This is a genomic window from Bacillus sp. REN16, from assembly GCF_020731355.1.
Taxonomy (GTDB): domain Bacteria; phylum Bacillota; class Bacilli; order Bacillales; family Bacillaceae_L; genus Ferdinandcohnia.
The window spans coordinates 111,515-125,973 of record NZ_JAJFZK010000012.1 but is presented as its reverse complement, the minus strand read 5'-3'; the positions used below and the strand labels follow the sequence as shown (position 1 = coordinate 125,973).

At 37.2% G+C, this 14,459-nt stretch carries 13 protein-coding genes and 1 pseudogene; 7 read left to right on the top strand and 7 right to left on the bottom strand.

What is annotated here, in order from left to right; all coding sequences use genetic code 11:
* Positions 1 to 203: 203 nt before the first annotated feature.
* Both LKW28_RS17270 and LKW28_RS17265 read right to left on the bottom strand, forming a co-directional pair.
* Entirely contained in the window at positions 204 to 2,036 is a 1,833-nt protein-coding gene (locus tag LKW28_RS17270) for a DNA ligase D (protein ID WP_229141653.1), read from the bottom strand.
* 42 nt (positions 2,037 to 2,078) lie between these two features.
* Positions 2,079 to 3,005, bottom strand: coding sequence for a Ku protein (locus tag LKW28_RS17265; protein ID WP_229141652.1), 927 nt, complete (start codon positions 3,003 to 3,005; stop codon positions 2,079 to 2,081).
* Positions 3,006 to 3,361: 356 nt separating this feature from the next.
* Between LKW28_RS17265 and sigI the strand changes: the two genes are divergently transcribed.
* A complete protein-coding gene (gene sigI / locus LKW28_RS17260) occupies positions 3,362 to 4,114 on the top strand; it encodes an RNA polymerase sigma factor SigI (protein ID WP_229141651.1) in 753 nt (250 codons plus the stop codon).
* Positions 4,111 to 5,199 (top strand): anti-sigma factor domain-containing protein, encoded by a 1,089-nt coding sequence (locus LKW28_RS17255; RefSeq protein ID WP_229141649.1) that lies wholly within the window; start codon positions 4,111 to 4,113, stop codon positions 5,197 to 5,199. The genes sigI and LKW28_RS17255 overlap by 4 nt, the downstream gene beginning before the upstream one ends.
* A 42-nt stretch (positions 5,200 to 5,241) precedes the next feature.
* Here LKW28_RS17255 and LKW28_RS17250 read toward each other — a convergent pair whose 3' ends face one another.
* Positions 5,242 to 5,433, bottom strand: coding sequence for an alpha/beta-type small acid-soluble spore protein (locus tag LKW28_RS17250; protein ID WP_229141647.1), 192 nt, complete (start codon positions 5,431 to 5,433; stop codon positions 5,242 to 5,244).
* Between the two features lie 219 nt (positions 5,434 to 5,652).
* Here LKW28_RS17250 and LKW28_RS17245 point away from each other — a divergent pair, with 219 nt between their 5' ends.
* Positions 5,653 to 7,047 carry a TrkH family potassium uptake protein gene (locus LKW28_RS17245; RefSeq protein ID WP_229141645.1) on the top strand — a complete coding sequence of 465 codons (1,395 nt, stop codon included), beginning with the start codon at positions 5,653 to 5,655 and terminating at the stop codon, positions 7,045 to 7,047.
* Between the two features lie 30 nt (positions 7,048 to 7,077).
* Here the strand turns inward: LKW28_RS17245 and LKW28_RS17240 are convergent, their stop codons facing one another.
* Entirely contained in the window at positions 7,078 to 7,434 is a 357-nt protein-coding gene (locus LKW28_RS17240; protein WP_229141643.1) for a DUF3905 domain-containing protein, read from the bottom strand.
* A 133-nt stretch (positions 7,435 to 7,567) separates the two neighbouring features.
* Here LKW28_RS17240 and LKW28_RS17235 point away from each other — a divergent pair, with 133 nt between their 5' ends.
* Complete coding sequence (locus tag LKW28_RS17235; RefSeq protein ID WP_229141642.1) at positions 7,568 to 7,723, top strand: hypothetical protein; 156 nt, start codon at positions 7,568 to 7,570, stop codon at positions 7,721 to 7,723.
* A gap of 35 nt (positions 7,724 to 7,758) precedes the next feature.
* On the opposite strand, the gene LKW28_RS17230 is transcribed toward LKW28_RS17235, so the two are convergent.
* Positions 7,759 to 9,504 (bottom strand): B12-binding domain-containing radical SAM protein, encoded by a 1,746-nt coding sequence (locus LKW28_RS17230; protein WP_229141640.1) that lies wholly within the window; start codon positions 9,502 to 9,504, stop codon positions 7,759 to 7,761.
* Between the two features lie 390 nt (positions 9,505 to 9,894).
* Between LKW28_RS17230 and LKW28_RS23275 the strand changes: the two are divergent.
* The 3 genes and pseudogenes from LKW28_RS23275 to LKW28_RS17220 all read left to right on the top strand — a co-directional run.
* Positions 9,895 to 10,527: pseudogene (locus LKW28_RS23275) on the top strand (HAMP domain-containing protein); the annotation flags it as partial.
* The gene (locus LKW28_RS23270; protein ID WP_420708900.1) at positions 10,525 to 11,472 is read left to right on the top strand and encodes a methyl-accepting chemotaxis protein; all 948 of its coding nucleotides are present in this window, start codon (positions 10,525 to 10,527) and stop codon (positions 11,470 to 11,472) included. The pseudogene LKW28_RS23275 and the gene LKW28_RS23270, both read left to right, overlap by 3 nt.
* Before the next feature lie 112 nt (positions 11,473 to 11,584).
* Positions 11,585 to 12,073: a methylated-DNA--[protein]-cysteine S-methyltransferase gene (locus tag LKW28_RS17220; RefSeq protein WP_229141637.1), complete on the top strand. Its 489-nt coding sequence runs from the start codon at positions 11,585 to 11,587 to the stop codon at positions 12,071 to 12,073.
* Positions 12,074 to 12,158: 85 nt separating this feature from the next.
* On the opposite strand, the gene mtnA is transcribed toward LKW28_RS17220, so the two are convergent.
* Both mtnA and mtnK read right to left on the bottom strand, forming a co-directional pair.
* Entirely contained in the window at positions 12,159 to 13,208 is a 1,050-nt protein-coding gene (gene mtnA, locus LKW28_RS17215; RefSeq protein ID WP_229141636.1) for an S-methyl-5-thioribose-1-phosphate isomerase, read from the bottom strand.
* Positions 13,209 to 13,221: 13 nt separating this feature from the next.
* The gene (mtnK, locus tag LKW28_RS17210; protein ID WP_229141634.1) at positions 13,222 to 14,409 is read right to left on the bottom strand and encodes an S-methyl-5-thioribose kinase; all 1,188 of its coding nucleotides are present in this window, start codon (positions 14,407 to 14,409) and stop codon (positions 13,222 to 13,224) included.
* Positions 14,410 to 14,459: the final 50 nt, after the last annotated feature.

Genomic DNA, 14,459 nt, shown 5'->3' with positions numbered 1-14,459 from the left:
TATCCTAATTCTTGCCAAGGAGGATTGTTTTGAAACCTATTTACACAACTTTTTCCGCACCGTCGTATAAATCGTCGATAAATGTTATCCATGTAAAAATGAGATACCAAATGCCCTTCATAAGTGAAATGAAGGGCACCACAAGCCAGAAACAGTAATTATTTGCTGTTTCATCCTGACCTTTTTAACAAATCATATACAATTTACTTTTGCCTTAAGAACTCCAACACTGGCCCAAATGGCTGTTCTTCTTTCGCATCAAAATAGTGCGCAAAAGGGCAGCCTTTTTCATTGATTCTTTCAATAATCGACTCCAACGGAAAATCTTCAATCGACAAATCTTCCGTTATCTCGTCCCAATAAAGCGGAGTGGCAACATATGCCCCATCATTCCCGCGTACTGAATATGGAGCAACAATTGTTTTTCCTTCAGCATGCTGCACATAATCCACATACAACCGGTTGCCGCGATTCTTTTTCAGTCTCTCTGTTGTAAAAAGATCAGGTTCCATTGTGGTTAAATAGTTTGCGATAAACTCAGTGAATTGGCGTGTGTCATCATAGGTAAAGCGGTTTTCTGGAAGTGGAATATAAATCTGTAAGCCTTTATTACCTGATGTTTTTACAAAAGAAATCAATTTGAGCCCATCAAAAACTTCCTTTAAAATTGTCGCCGCCTTTTTGGCCAATGGAAAAGCATCACGGGACGGTGGATCCAAATCAAAAACAATTTCAGATGGTCCATTTGAATAAATCGTTTGAAACGGAATATGAAACTCAAAACTCAATTGATTCCCCAACCATGTTAGAGTTTCAAGATCATTACAAACAATATATTCGATTCCTTCAGACAACGAAGTTTGGATGAAGTCGGGTGCGTACTCAGGGCAATTTTTTTGGTAAAACTTTTCGCCATACATTCCGTGTGGATAACGAATGACCGTTAATAAGCGGTCCTTTAAAAAAGGTAGCATAAATGGAGAAACCTCAACAAGATAGTGGATATACTCCAGCTTAGTTATCGATTTATCTTTCCAAAGTGGTTTGTCGGGATGGGTGATCTCGATATCTTCGGGTAAAAGTGGTACATTCCGAACAAGTTTTTCCCAAGTGCAATCCTGCCATTCGACATCAAACCTGAATTTTGAAAAGCTAGGCTGCCGCAATTGTTCTTTATACAACTCCAAATAAAAAAGCTCTACACAAATCCCAGGTTCTACTTTAATAAATCCGGTAGTTTCTTCAACTGCATTGGTTTTAATAACTTCGAGGAGGGCTTGCCTCTCATCAGGATTGAGACCGTGTGAAAATAAACCAATCCCATAAATTTGCTTATTTCGTATAACCCCTACGTGAAAAAAAGCATTCATTTTATCATAACCAAGGATAAAAAAGGCACCAACCTGCCAATTCTTTATTTTGTACCAGTTTGATGTACGCTTACCTTCATCCCACGTACTATCCAGTTTTTTTGCGATTATCCCTTCAGCAGAAGATTTGGTTGTCTTTGCCCAAATAGAATTAAAATCTTGTTCATATGTAATGAATTGGATGCGTTCATGTTTATTAGGGTCAGCAATGCCAGGAAGTTTTAAATTAGCAAAAAGATTTTCTAGTTCATCTTTTCGGTCCTGAAATCTTTGTGACATGAGCCTGTTGCCGCCAAGCTCCAATAAATCAAAAACCAAATAATGAGCAGGTCTAGCCACAGAGGCTTGTGCAATTTTAGACTCACTCCTTAATCGCCCGCGTTGCTGAATGAGCTCGAAGCTTGCTTTGGAGGGGGATTCTAATATGCAAAGCTCCCCGTCCAAAACAAGTGGCAGGTATGGTTTGATTACATCGGAGAGTTCCTCGCATTGCTTAATAATTTCTGGAAACTGTTCATTAAGAAGGTTGCCGTTTCTGCTAATCAACTGGATTTGATTTTTTTCCCAATGCAGCATAGCCCGGAAACCATCATATTTAATTTCATAAACCCAGTTTGGTCCAGTGGGGGCTTCAAAAATAAGGGTAGGAAGCATTGGTTTAAGCATCGTCTCACTCCTTTAAAGAGCCCCCTTAAAAGGAGCCCTCTATTATGTTCCAACTTTTTTTCGGGTTGTTCTTGTTTTGGGTTTCACTGATGCAGCAGTCTCAGTACCAGTTGGTGCCTCTTGTTTTGCTTTTGTTTTTGGTTTTGCATTTGCATTTGCTTTTGGCGTTGCTTGTTTCTTTGGCGCAGCTGTTTCCTTGGTTTTTGTCCGTTCGATACTTGCCTGTAAGGCACTCATTAAGTCCACAACATTTGTACGAGGAGCTTCCTTAGAAATTGTGCCTTCATTATTATTGATTTTTGATTCGATTAGCTCCATAAGGGCTGTACGATATTCATCCTTATATTTTTCCGGATTGAATTCGGTAGTTAACTGGTCAATGAGCATAATGGCAGTATCAAGCTCTTTTTCATTAATAGCGAGATTTTCGGGAACACCAGGAACTTCACCCACGTTTCGAACTTCATCAGGATAATGGATTGTTTCCATCACAAGACTATTTTTAAAGACGCGAATGATCGCCATTTGTTGCTTTGATCGTATTGTAATTTCTGCAATTCCAATTTTCCCCGACTTTTGTAAGGCCTCACGAAGTAATGCGTACGCTTTACTGCCATTTTCACCAGGTCCCATGAAATATGAGCGACTAAAATAAATTGGGTCGATTTCTTCAAGTTTTACAAAATCAATGATTTCAACGCTTTTATCCTCGTGCTCGTCTTTGAGTTCTTTTAATTCCTCATCACTCAAAATGACGAATTTGCCTTTTACGTATTCATAGCCCTTTACTATATCCTCATTTCCGATGTCTTTTTCGCAATTTGGACAAATTTTTTCATATTGAATAGGTGTGTTACATTCCTTATGAAGATTTCGCAGCTTTACGTCCTTGTCTTCAGTTGCAGAGAAAAGCTTTATCGGAATATTAACAAGCCCAAAGCTGATCGAGCCCTTCCACATTGTGTGCATATGTTTTCCACCTCTCCTTTTTTAGGATTATTGTTTCCTTAAACTGGCGCTCGAATGATGGTAATATAAACCTGATGAAACTTATTTAAAAAATAATGAGTAAAAAAAGACATTAACCCCCGCAAAAAGAAATCGGATGACGTAAATTGTAAATGAGTCAAACATTACAAACAAAGCTTGGAATGTAATGGAATAGAAACATATGTTACAAAGCCTGTCACCAATTCAATAATAGAGTAGTCTTTCGTATTAGTGCTTTTGTAATATTTTTTGCATGAGCCCAATAATGTGAAAAATTGTTATTGAATCTCGCTTTCAACTCTTGCTACTATTAACAGATAGCAAAGAGAATTGAGGTGAAACCAGTGCTGAGTTTATTATTTAAAATAGGAAAACGAAAAAGCACGCTGGAAGAAACCGTTATCGAGATTCAAAATGGAAATCAACAATTACAAAATAAACTAATTGAAGACTATAAGCCCTTTATTGCTAAGAATGTGTCTGCGGTTTGCAAAAGATATATAAATGAATCGGATGATGAATTTAGTATCGGATTGATCGCCTTTAATGAAGCCTTAGAAAAATATTCGAAGGAAAAGGGAAGTTCTTTTTTATCCTTTGGTGAACTTCTAATTAAACGACGAGTGATTGACTACATTCGAAAAGAAGCGCGGGTAAGAAATATTAATTTTATCTCGAATGGTGAAACGGATGAGGAAGGGGCACAATCGAAAATAGAAGCTTCCCTTTCGGTTGAGGAATACCAAAGGAAAGTGGAGCAAGAACAAAGAAAAGAAGAAATCCTCCATTTTCATAAGGTATTGCAGGAATTTGGTTTATCATTTCAAGAATTACTTGAAATTTCTCCGAAACATGCAGATGCCAGACAAAATGCAATAATGGTATCAAAAGCTGTTGTTGAAAATGAAAATCTAAAGGTGACATTGTTTGAAAAGAAACAGCTTCCGATTAAACAACTTGAATCGAAAGTAACAGTTAGCCGTAAAACGATAGAGAGAAATCGAAAGTACATTATTGCTATGGCCATTATATTAACCGGTGACTATGTCTATTTAAAAGATTATCTAAAAGGGGTGCTCGAAAGTTGAAAAAGGGGATCGTTATGGATGTGAACGATGAATATATTACGATGCTAACCCCTGAAGGTGAATTCGTAAAAGCTAAATATACGAAGGCAAACTATGAAATTGGTGAGGAAATGTTTTTTTTTCCAATCAATGAACGAGTAAGTAATACTTCAAAGCAACATTTCTTTCAAGTGAAGAAATGGCGTTACGCACTTGCAAGCTCTTTAGTTGCAATTTTATTATTATCTTTAATTATACCTTTTTCATCGCGTAATGAAGTGTATGCCTATATGTCCATTGACATCAACCCTAGCTTTGAAGTTGGATTGGATGATGACCTTCACGTCGTAAGTCTTGAAGCCTTAAACGACGAGGCGAAAAAACTTATGGAATCCATTCCGGATTGGAAAAACAGCACGTTAGATTCAATTACTGAAAAAATCATTCAACATAGTAAAGATAAAGGCTATCTTGAAGATGGAAAGCAAGTCTTAATTACAACTGTTGTGGCGGCTACACATAACGTTAATGTTGATCAGGAACTACAGCAAGGAATTGAAGATATTAAAGCAGAATATAAAAAAGAACAGATTGCTGTTTCCTCAATAACAAGTACAGTTGAAACGAGAAAGGCTGCTAAAGAGGAAGGAATCTCAACTGGCAAACTTCTAATTAAAGAGAATAAAGTTCCAAAACCAGTTGAAAAGAAGAAGCTTGAGCCCGCCGGTCAAGATCAAAATACAAATAATAATCAAGGCAATGCCGACAAACAGAAAGAGCTGAATGAGTTTAGGAATAATCAGAAAGAAAAAGCCAAAGAAGTTCAAGAAGGGCTTAAAGAGAAAAAAGAAGAGATAAGAGATAAAGTCAAAAACAATATAGAAAACTCCAATATGCCGGACCATATTAAAGAGAAAAAGTTCGACAAAATGGATGAAAAGTGGGAAAAGAAACAACGTAAACAAGAAGAAAAATGGGAAAGAAAACAGAAACAAGAAGAAAAACGCTACAACAAAGAAAATCGCGGGAATAATGAAAACAACGGAAAACGCGGATCTGGTAATAACCATAACAATGGTAATCACCATAAAGGAAATAATAGTTAAAGCCGAGGATAAACCCCGGCTTTTTTCCATTTTATGAAATTGTTATTCGCCTTTAAATTGGGACTGGGCTTGCGCTACGAGGCGTTTCGTAATTTCGCCACCTACCGAACCATTTGCGCGAGATGCTGTATCTGAGCCAAGCTTAACACCAAATTCTTGGGCAATTTCAAATTTTATTTGATCTAACGCCTGTTCGATTCCAGGAACAAGCAATTTATTACTGCTTCTAGCCATTTACCTCACTCCTTGTCTATTATAGAACAACGTATATTGCGTTGTATCTTTAGTATGAGAAGATAATTAATTTCAATACTGGAAATGCATACTAATCAGCATAAGCAAAAACCAGTGGCAAGAAATTCTTACCTTTATTTAAAATAGGGCTTTTAAAATGTGAATGAATTCTTTAATATAAAGGAATACAATTTCTCAAAAGATGTTAGGGTGAAAGAAATGTGGAAGAAAATAAATTTATACATTAATGAACTGTCACCAGCTCAATTAATTTTTGCGTTCTATTTACTGGCTGTAACGATTTCTGTTANATTAATTTTTGCGTTCTATTTACTGGCTGTAACGATTTCTGTTATTTTATTAAGCCTTCCCTTTGCGATAAAAGAAGGAGTTCATGTAGCATTTATTGATACGTTATTTACAGCAGCGAGTGCTGTTAGTGTTACGGGTTTAAGCGTTATTTCCATTAAAGATACCTACACTGTAACAGGAATTTTTATTTTAATTTTTGTTTTACAGGTTGGCGGAATTGGGATTATGACGATGGGAACCTTCATCTATTTAATATTTCGCAGGAAAATCGGGTTGCGTGAAAGACGTTTAATCATGGTGGACCAAAATCAATCACAGCTGGCAGGCTTGGTTAACCTGCTTAAGCAAATTATTATTATCATGGTTGGGATTGAAATCTTTGGAAGCTTGATTTTAGGTCTTTATTTTATGCAATTTTTTGGCTCGTGGCAGGAAGCGTTTATTCATGGCATTTTCGCAGCTGTTAGTGCAACAACCAATGCTGGATTTGATATTACTGGAAACTCTTTAATGCCCTATTCAAATGATTATTTTGTCCAGTTTATAACGATTATTTTAATCATTTTAGGGGCAATTGGCTTTCCAGTCTTAGTAGAAATAAAAGACTTTCTATTACATAAAAAAGGAAGATACCGTTTTTCGTTGTTTACGAAGCTTACAACGGTTACGTTTTTATCATTAGTCGTTTTTGGGACCATTATGATTTTAGTCATGGAAGCTGGCCATTCATTTAAAGGAATGGTCTGGCATGAAACCTTTTTCTATTCCTTGTTTCAGTCGGTAACTACAAGAAGTGCGGGGCTTGCGACGATGGATGTAAATCAATTTTCAGAGCCCACCTTGCTTTTTTTAAGTGCAATGATGTTTATTGGGGCCTCTCCCAGCTCTGTTGGTGGGGGGATTCGGACAACAACCTTTGCGATCAATATTTTGTTTTTATTCAATTTCGCAAGGGGAAACAAATCCATTAAAATTTTCAAACGTGAAATCCACGAAGAAGATATCCGCAAGTCATTGATTGTGACGATATTTGCGTTTTTTACATGTTTTGCATCTGTTTTTATTTTAACACTTACAGAAAAGTTTACGGTTATGGAGATATTCTTTGAGGTTGCGTCTGCATTTGGAACATGTGGATTGTCGATGGGGATTACACCTGATTTAAGTATTTTTGGGAAATTTCTTATTATGTTCCTGATGTTTATCGGAAGGGTTGGCATCCTGAACTTTATCTTTATTATTGGTAAGAAAGGCAAGGATGTGAATTACCACTATCCGAAAGAAAGACTCATTATTGGTTGATGAAAAGAGCACCTGTTGGTGCTCTTTCTTTTAATCATTACCATAGCTTGTGTCCTTTGATGGATGCATGAAGGGAGCCCCATTTGGTTGTTTTTTGCTTTCTAATAGCTCACGGTTTTCAGTTGTGTTCCAGCCGATGTCATTTGTCGGATGAACCCACTGGTCACCAGCCATAATCTCTGGATCTACTTCATCACTCCAATTATTTAGCGGCGAATTTGGTGAATTATAGAGGCTATCCCCAATTACGACCCCATGTTCGTTGACAAAAGGCTCCTGCATCTTAATTCCGGTTCCTTTAAAAGAGGGTGCTGAGATTTGATGGGGGATTGTTTCATCTAATATTGGAGATTCGGTTTCCTGAGCTTGTTTTTTCTTCTTCGTCATTCATAACACCTCACAATTGTGTTTTCCGTTAGTGTTCGCAACAAGAAGAAAATTTATAAAAGTGCAGGTGGATTTTACCATTTATGGACGAAGCATTCATGGTGAAGACTAGTGATTAAAAGGGGGTAAAGGTATGAAACGTAAAGTGAAATTTGATGCTGCAAAAAAGAATAATTTTACACCAAAAGAGAGCATGCCCGATACGGAATTTTCTGCAGAAGCGGATTATGAAAATCCAATGAAGGGCGGAAATCGTAATTCCAAAAAAGGAAATAGTACTGGGGAATGAGAAGAGAGTCAGCGCTTTGCTGACTCTCTTCTCCATTATGCTGCTTTTCGACTGAAAATCTTTGCTTGCCTTGAGGCAGGGTCAAAATAAACCAGTAAATACGTGTCTTGCAATCTAATTTCACCTGTTTGTTTATATATCTCCAGGTTAAGTGGAATTTTTTCCACAACGGTATGCTTGTACAAATCCTTTTCCTGAAGCTGTAATTGATTAAATTCGTCACCTAAAGCTTCTGGATGCTCCACAATTTCCTGATAGAAAATTGCTCGATCCTTCTTAGTAACGAGGTCATCCCACCACGGTTTACGTGGTTTGTACTTTTGATTTCGTAAATAATCATATTTCATGATTGCTTCAATGACTGGAAGCTGATCTTGGTTTGTTTCTTGAAGAAAATCGGAAAGACGTTTGAATAAATCCTCAAGCTGGTGACCGATACGTGACCAGCCGCGCTCATCCCAATACGTTCCAAAGTCTTGGAAGAAATCAAATGGTGTTTCAAAGCAATGAGTTACCAAATATTCTACAGTTTCATTCATACGATGGTCATTCCAATACTTTTCAAGTACATCCTCAACCTGTTTAATCCGGGTAATATCATCGAAGCTTAAGACATTGTTCCCAAGAATCTCATATGGAGAATGGTCCATATATTTATACTCATGCTCAGCCGCACGAATTCGAACTCCGGTCCCACGAAGCATTTTTAAAAAGCCAAGCTGTAACTCCTCAGGTCTCATTTCAAAAACATCATTAAAGGTTTTTCGGAATGAGTGATAGTCCTCCTCAGGTAATCCAGCAATTAAGTCCAAGTGTTGATCGATTTTTCCGCCTTCTTTTACCATCATGACCGTACGTTGAAGCTTTGCAAAGTTTTGTTTCCGCATCACTAACTCGTTTGTCAGGTCATTTGTAGATTGGACGCCAATTTCAAATCGGAACAGACCAACCGGAGCATTTTTATTTAAAAAGTCGATAACTTCTGGCCGCATGATGTCTGCAGTAATTTCAAACTGGAAGACTGTGTCTTGTCGGTGCTCATCAATTAAAAATTGAAACATCTCCATTGCGTAGCTGCGGCTAATGTTAAATGTACGGTCAACGAATTTAATTGTTTTGGCACCATGGTCCATTAAAAAGCGAATATCATCTTTGATTTTTTCACGATCAAAATAGCGGACCCCAACCTCAATGGATGATAAGCAAAATTGACAATTAAAAGGACAACCACGGCTTGTCTCAATATATGTCACACGTTTTGATAATTGGGATAGATCCTCTTCAAATCGAAATGGTGACGGCAAATCCTTAAGGTTAAGTTTATTGCGCTGCGGATTAATTTTTAATCGATTCTCTTTTAAGAAAGCGACCCCGCTTATCTCATCAGTACTCTCTCCATCGCGAATGGCGGTAAGCAGATCCTTAAAGGTTTCTTCACCCTCACCTATGACAATGTAATCAACCTCAGGAATACGCTCTAGCCATTCATGCACATCATAAGTCACCTCAGGTCCACCAAGAATAATGATAAGTTCTGGATTTATTTTTTTGAGCATTTTAATCACTTTAATGGTTTCTTCAATATTCCAAATGTAACAGCTAAAGCCAATTACATCCGGTTTTTTTCGATACAAATCAGTAACGATATTCATTGCTGGATCTTTAATCGTGTACTCTGCCAGTTTTACATCAAATTCAGGTGCGGCATAAGCCTTTAAATACCGAATTGACAGACTTGTATGGATATACTTTGCATTTAATGTACTAATAACAATATTCATTTTCTTGCTCCTTATTCTTTCAATTAACCTATTTATTCTACCACAGGAGAGTAGTAGCACCAAATACCATAAGCTTTTTTCTGATAAATTCTCAGAATATATTTCAAAATCCGACAATTACTACTATAATAGGGAATAGTGAAAACGATTAATTGTCGACAAATCTAAAGAATAGAGAGATAGGTCAGCAAAGGGGGAAGACAATTGAAGGGGTCAAAAAGAAAAAAAGGGGAAAAAGCAGTGCCCAAAAAGTCTCCATCAAAGCTAACATCTTGGTGGCATAACTTAAAGATTGGTTACAAATATGGAGTCGCATTTACTTTTACTATATTACTATTTTGTATATCAGCATCTATCATTTTTGTTCAGCTTTTTACTATAAGTAATGAAATGAAAGAAGTGGAAAAGAGTGGTGAGCAGTCAATCCTCATTACCGAAATGGCGAGTGTTTTTAATCAACTTGGAAGTGAAATTAGTATTTACATACAGGACGGCAATGGAAAACACGTGACAGCTTTTAAAGACTTAAGTAAGCAATATGATGAGTTAACAAAAGAACTTAAACCAGCTATCACAACATTTGAACTCGAACAGCTTTATACAAAAGTGGGTGAAAATAAACAGCAACTAACCACATTATTTGATAAAAAAGTTTTTCCAGCTGTAATTGAATCAAATAAACTAAGCTCAATTGAAGCAAGTCAGGAAGCTGATAAATTAATTAAGGATACTGTCAAACAATTGGATCAGCTTAGAGTGATAATGAAAACCAAAAGTGAAAAATCAATTTCCATAGCCAATTCAAATGTAACAGGAACAACTGTTGTTTTACTTGTTTCTATTGTTGTTTCAACGTTAATTGCAATATTAAGCCTTGTGATCATTGGAAAAAATATCGGCAAACAATTAAAAAATTTAATTGGAGTTTCAAATCAAATTGCTGAAGGAAACCTAAAGATTGATGAGATACAAGTTAAGGGAAAAGATGAAATCGGCTTGTTGAGCAAATCATTAAATGTGATGAATAACAGCCTTCGTACGATGATACATGAAATATCAATTGTCTCTGACCAAGTGACAACAAAGAGTTCTGAATTGATGATTTCATCAAGCGAAGTGAAGGCAGCGAGTCAGCAAATTGCTTCTACCGTCCAGGAACTGTCAACAGGTGCTGAGGAACAAGCACATTCTTCAACTCATTTAGCGAAAATGATGGAGGACTATGTTGAAAAAATACAAACAGCTAATCAAAGTGGAAGTCAAATTAATGAGTCATCACAAAAAGTATTAGATATGACAGAAAAAGGTCATGAATTTATGAAGGCTTCAACAGAGCAAATGAATAAAATTAATAACATTATGGAATTCTCCGTGGAAAAAGTAAAAGGGCTTGATGAACAAACGAAACAAATCTCGACTCTTGTCAAGGTCATACGTGATATTGCGGATCAAACTAATCTTTTAGCACTTAATGCCGCAATTGAAGCTGCCCGTGCTGGAGAGCATGGGAGGGGATTCGCTGTTGTCGCAGATGAAGTCCGAAAGCTTGCGGAGCAAGTCTCTCATTCTGTTAAAGACATCACTAATATTGTTAATAGTATTCAAAAAGAATCTAATTCTGTTGCGCAGGGATTACTAAATGGGTATAGTCAGGTGGATGAAGGGACTAAGCAAATTCAAGTGACAGGTCAAACATTTAAGGATATATACGATGCAGTTACCGTTATGGTTAAGCGTATCCAGAGCATTTCCGAAAGCCTTGATACAATCGCAAGCAATACGGTTGAGATGAATTCATCAATTGATAATATTGCAGCCGTTTCCGAACAATCAGCAGCAGGAATTGAGCAAACCTCTGCATCTGTTCAGCAAACAAATAGTTCAATGGAGACGATCTCTGATCACTCCGAATTACTCTCAGATCTAGCAGGCAGACTGAACACAATGATCAGCAAATTTAAACTGTAAAAGTAATAAGCTAGTGCACTTGATGGGCACTGGCTCTATTTTTGCAAATTACAACCTACCAAAATGTAATAAGGTTTTGTAAAATAAATAATAGTGAAGGGAGCGCTGCTCGATGTATAAATTTTGTGACATGCAAACGGATATTTTCGGATCAATTTATATACTTGCTAATGAAACAGAATTACTTGATATTTCATTGTCTGAAGATGACTGGGTAGAGGCTTGTAATAAATACGAGGCGATTTATGCACCGGATGATGCTGTACTTGTTAAAATCAAAAGTGAACTTGATGAATATTTTAAAGGTGACCGCAAGACATTCAGCTTCCCAATTAAGTATAGCGGGACAGCATTTCAGGAGCAGGTTTGGAATGAACTCTTAAACATACCTTACGGAGAAACTCGCTGTTATGCAGATATCGCAAATGCGATTGATAATCCAAAAGCCGTTCGTGCAGTCGGACAAGCCAACCGAAAAAATCCGATTCCGATTGTTGTACCATGTCATCGCGTGATAGGAAAGGACAAATCATTAACAGGTTATACTGGTACAAGAACGGACTTAAAAGAAAAGCTGCTGGAGTTAGAAGGTGTGCTTTAAAGATTGTTTATTAGCCAAAATTGTTGGACTCTATATATTATAAGGAAATCCAGTGTATCCTGACCTTGGATTTCCTTATAACTTCTTATTTTTCAAACAAACTCTTAATCTCGGCCTCAAGATCGCCTTGTATAATCCCTTTTTCCGTTATGATGGCTGTAATTAGGCCATTCGGCGTGACATCAAATGCTGGATTGTATACTTGAACATCTTCTGGAGCAATAAGAACCCCATTTAAATGAGTAACTTCCTCGGGATTTCGTTCTTCAATCGGAATTTCTTTTCCGCTTTCTAGTGACACATCAAACGTGGAAAGAGGTGCCGCTACATAAAATGGAATACCAAATGATTTCGCTAAGATCGCTAAATTAAAGGTGCCGATTTTATTGGCGGTATCACCATTTGCTGTAATCCGGTCAGCGCCTACAATAATGGCATCGATTCCTTTTTCCCTAATCGTATGAGCAGCCATATTGTCTGTAATCAAAGTTACATCAACACCTGATTGCAGCAATTCCCATGTTGTTAAGCGCGCTCCTTGTAAAACTGGTCGTGTCTCTGAAGCATACACTTTTAGATTTTTGCCCTGTTCTGCCGCTAGATGGAAAGGCGCGAGTGCAGTGCCATAGCGTGCAGTTGCGATGGAACCTGCATTACAAATGGTTAAAACTTTAAACTCATCCTTAAAAAGTTCTAGGGCATGTTCACCGATTAGGCGGCAAACCGCTTCATCTTCAGCTTGAATACGAATGGCTTCGTGTATGAGTGTGGTTTTTGCTTCATTCACAGACGTTGATGCTTCAATGCTGGTAACCAAGCGATTTAACGCCCAGATCAAGTTAACAGCGGTTGGTCGTGAACCCGCCAAGTAATCTTTCTCCTTAAGTAGTTTTTCCTTAAATTCTAATAGATTCGTTTCTTCATAGCCCTTTGCTGATAAAGCTAATCCAAACGCCGCCGTAATTCCGATTGCCGGAGCGCCTCGTACTTTTAAAGAAACGATACTATCCCATACATCCTCGATTGTAAAAAGCTCAATAAATACTGTTTCCAGTGGAAGCTTTGTTTGATCTAATAGTTTGATAAAGGTTTCATTCCACTGAACAGATTGTGGTACTGTTTTTGTGATAGTCATGGTGTGTCACTCCTTAGCTGTTTAAGTCTACATAGTTACGTAGAACTCCAAGTTCTTTAATAAACTTACGATTATGAATTAACTCTTTACCTAAACGAAGAGCATATTGTTTCGCTGAGATTCTCTTCTCTAGGTTTTCAATTCCATCCAAATCGGCAACATGGGCTAGCCCGATAGTTCTGCGAATTAATTCACAGCCTGCAAATCCAATTGCATCTTCAAAAGCTTGCTCAAGTACATATTCCAAATACCCTTCAGTATCACGGTATAGTTCCACAGCATCATTTTTCCATGCTTGAGAAAAGTTTTGAGAAAACACTTCCCACGTTTTTTCGATATGTTGATAGAGAGGCTCGCGGTTTACGGAATCTCTTGAAATAGCATTTAATAAAAGATTTGCAATGAATTGACCAAGGTCAAAACCTAGTGGACCAAAATAGGCAAATTCAGGATCGATTACCTTAGTCTCTGTCTCGCTTGCAAATATACTTCCTGTATGTAAATCTCCATGTAATAGGGCATCTGCTTGAGTTAAGAATTTTTGTTTTAACTTTGCAACTTCAAGCTTAAGCGGTTGGTCTTCCCAAATTTGCTCAACATCATTTCGCAGCTCTTCTTCAAAGCTATTTGTATCAATATCGAAAAATGGATCTGTGAAAACTAGATCCTCTGTAATTTTACATAGATCAGGGTTAATAAATTTTTGCACAAGAACTTTTTTCTTAGTTGGTTCCAGACCAAAATCAGATGAATAAAATAGGGTTTTTGCTAAATATGTCCCAATATGTTCTGATAAAAGAGGGAAGTTTTTACCCTCAATGAGTCCAGTTCTAGAAATTTGTAAGCGGGAGAGATCTTCCATCACAGTAATGGCTAGCGTCTCGTCTGTATAATAAACCTTTGGTACAAGTTCCGGTACATAGTCAGCAGCAGTTAATAATGCATTGGCTTCAATGGTTGCCCGTTTCAGGGATAATGGCCAGCTCTCACCAACGACCTTTGCATAAGGTAATGCTTGTTTGATGATGATTCCTTTATCGCTATTTATATCAGTTATATGGAAAACTAAATTTAAATTTCCATCTCCAATTTCCTTGCAATTTAATACGGATCCTTTTTCAAATAAACCGAGTCGGTTGGCCAAGGCCACTGCGGTACTTTCTGTTAATGGTTCATAAATTGATTGATGTGAAATTGCCATTCTGTATACCTCCAGTAATAAGTTTTATTGTTGTTGGAGGCTTTTCGAAA

Coding starts and splice junctions, on each gene's coding strand:
- LKW28_RS17270 (WP_229141653.1), bottom strand. CDS start 2,036: ATGCTTAAACCAATGCTTCCTACCCTTATTTTTGAAGCCCCCACTGGA.
- LKW28_RS17265 (WP_229141652.1), bottom strand. CDS start 3,005: ATGCACACAATGTGGAAGGGCTCGATCAGCTTTGGGCTTGTTAATATT.
- LKW28_RS17250 (WP_229141647.1), bottom strand. CDS start 5,433: ATGGCTAGAAGCAGTAATAAATTGCTTGTTCCTGGAATCGAACAGGCG.
- LKW28_RS17240 (WP_229141643.1), bottom strand. CDS start 7,434: ATGACGAAGAAGAAAAAACAAGCTCAGGAAACCGAATCTCCAATATTA.
- LKW28_RS17235 (WP_229141642.1), top strand. CDS start 7,568: ATGAAACGTAAAGTGAAATTTGATGCTGCAAAAAAGAATAATTTTACA.
- LKW28_RS17230 (WP_229141640.1), bottom strand. CDS start 9,504: ATGAATATTGTTATTAGTACATTAAATGCAAAGTATATCCATACAAGT.
- LKW28_RS23270 (WP_420708900.1), top strand. CDS start 10,525: ATGAATAACAGCCTTCGTACGATGATACATGAAATATCAATTGTCTCT.
- LKW28_RS17220 (WP_229141637.1), top strand. CDS start 11,585: ATGTATAAATTTTGTGACATGCAAACGGATATTTTCGGATCAATTTAT.
- mtnA (WP_229141636.1), bottom strand. CDS start 13,208: ATGACTATCACAAAAACAGTACCACAATCTGTTCAGTGGAATGAAACC.
- mtnK (WP_229141634.1), bottom strand. CDS start 14,409: ATGGCAATTTCACATCAATCAATTTATGAACCATTAACAGAAAGTACC.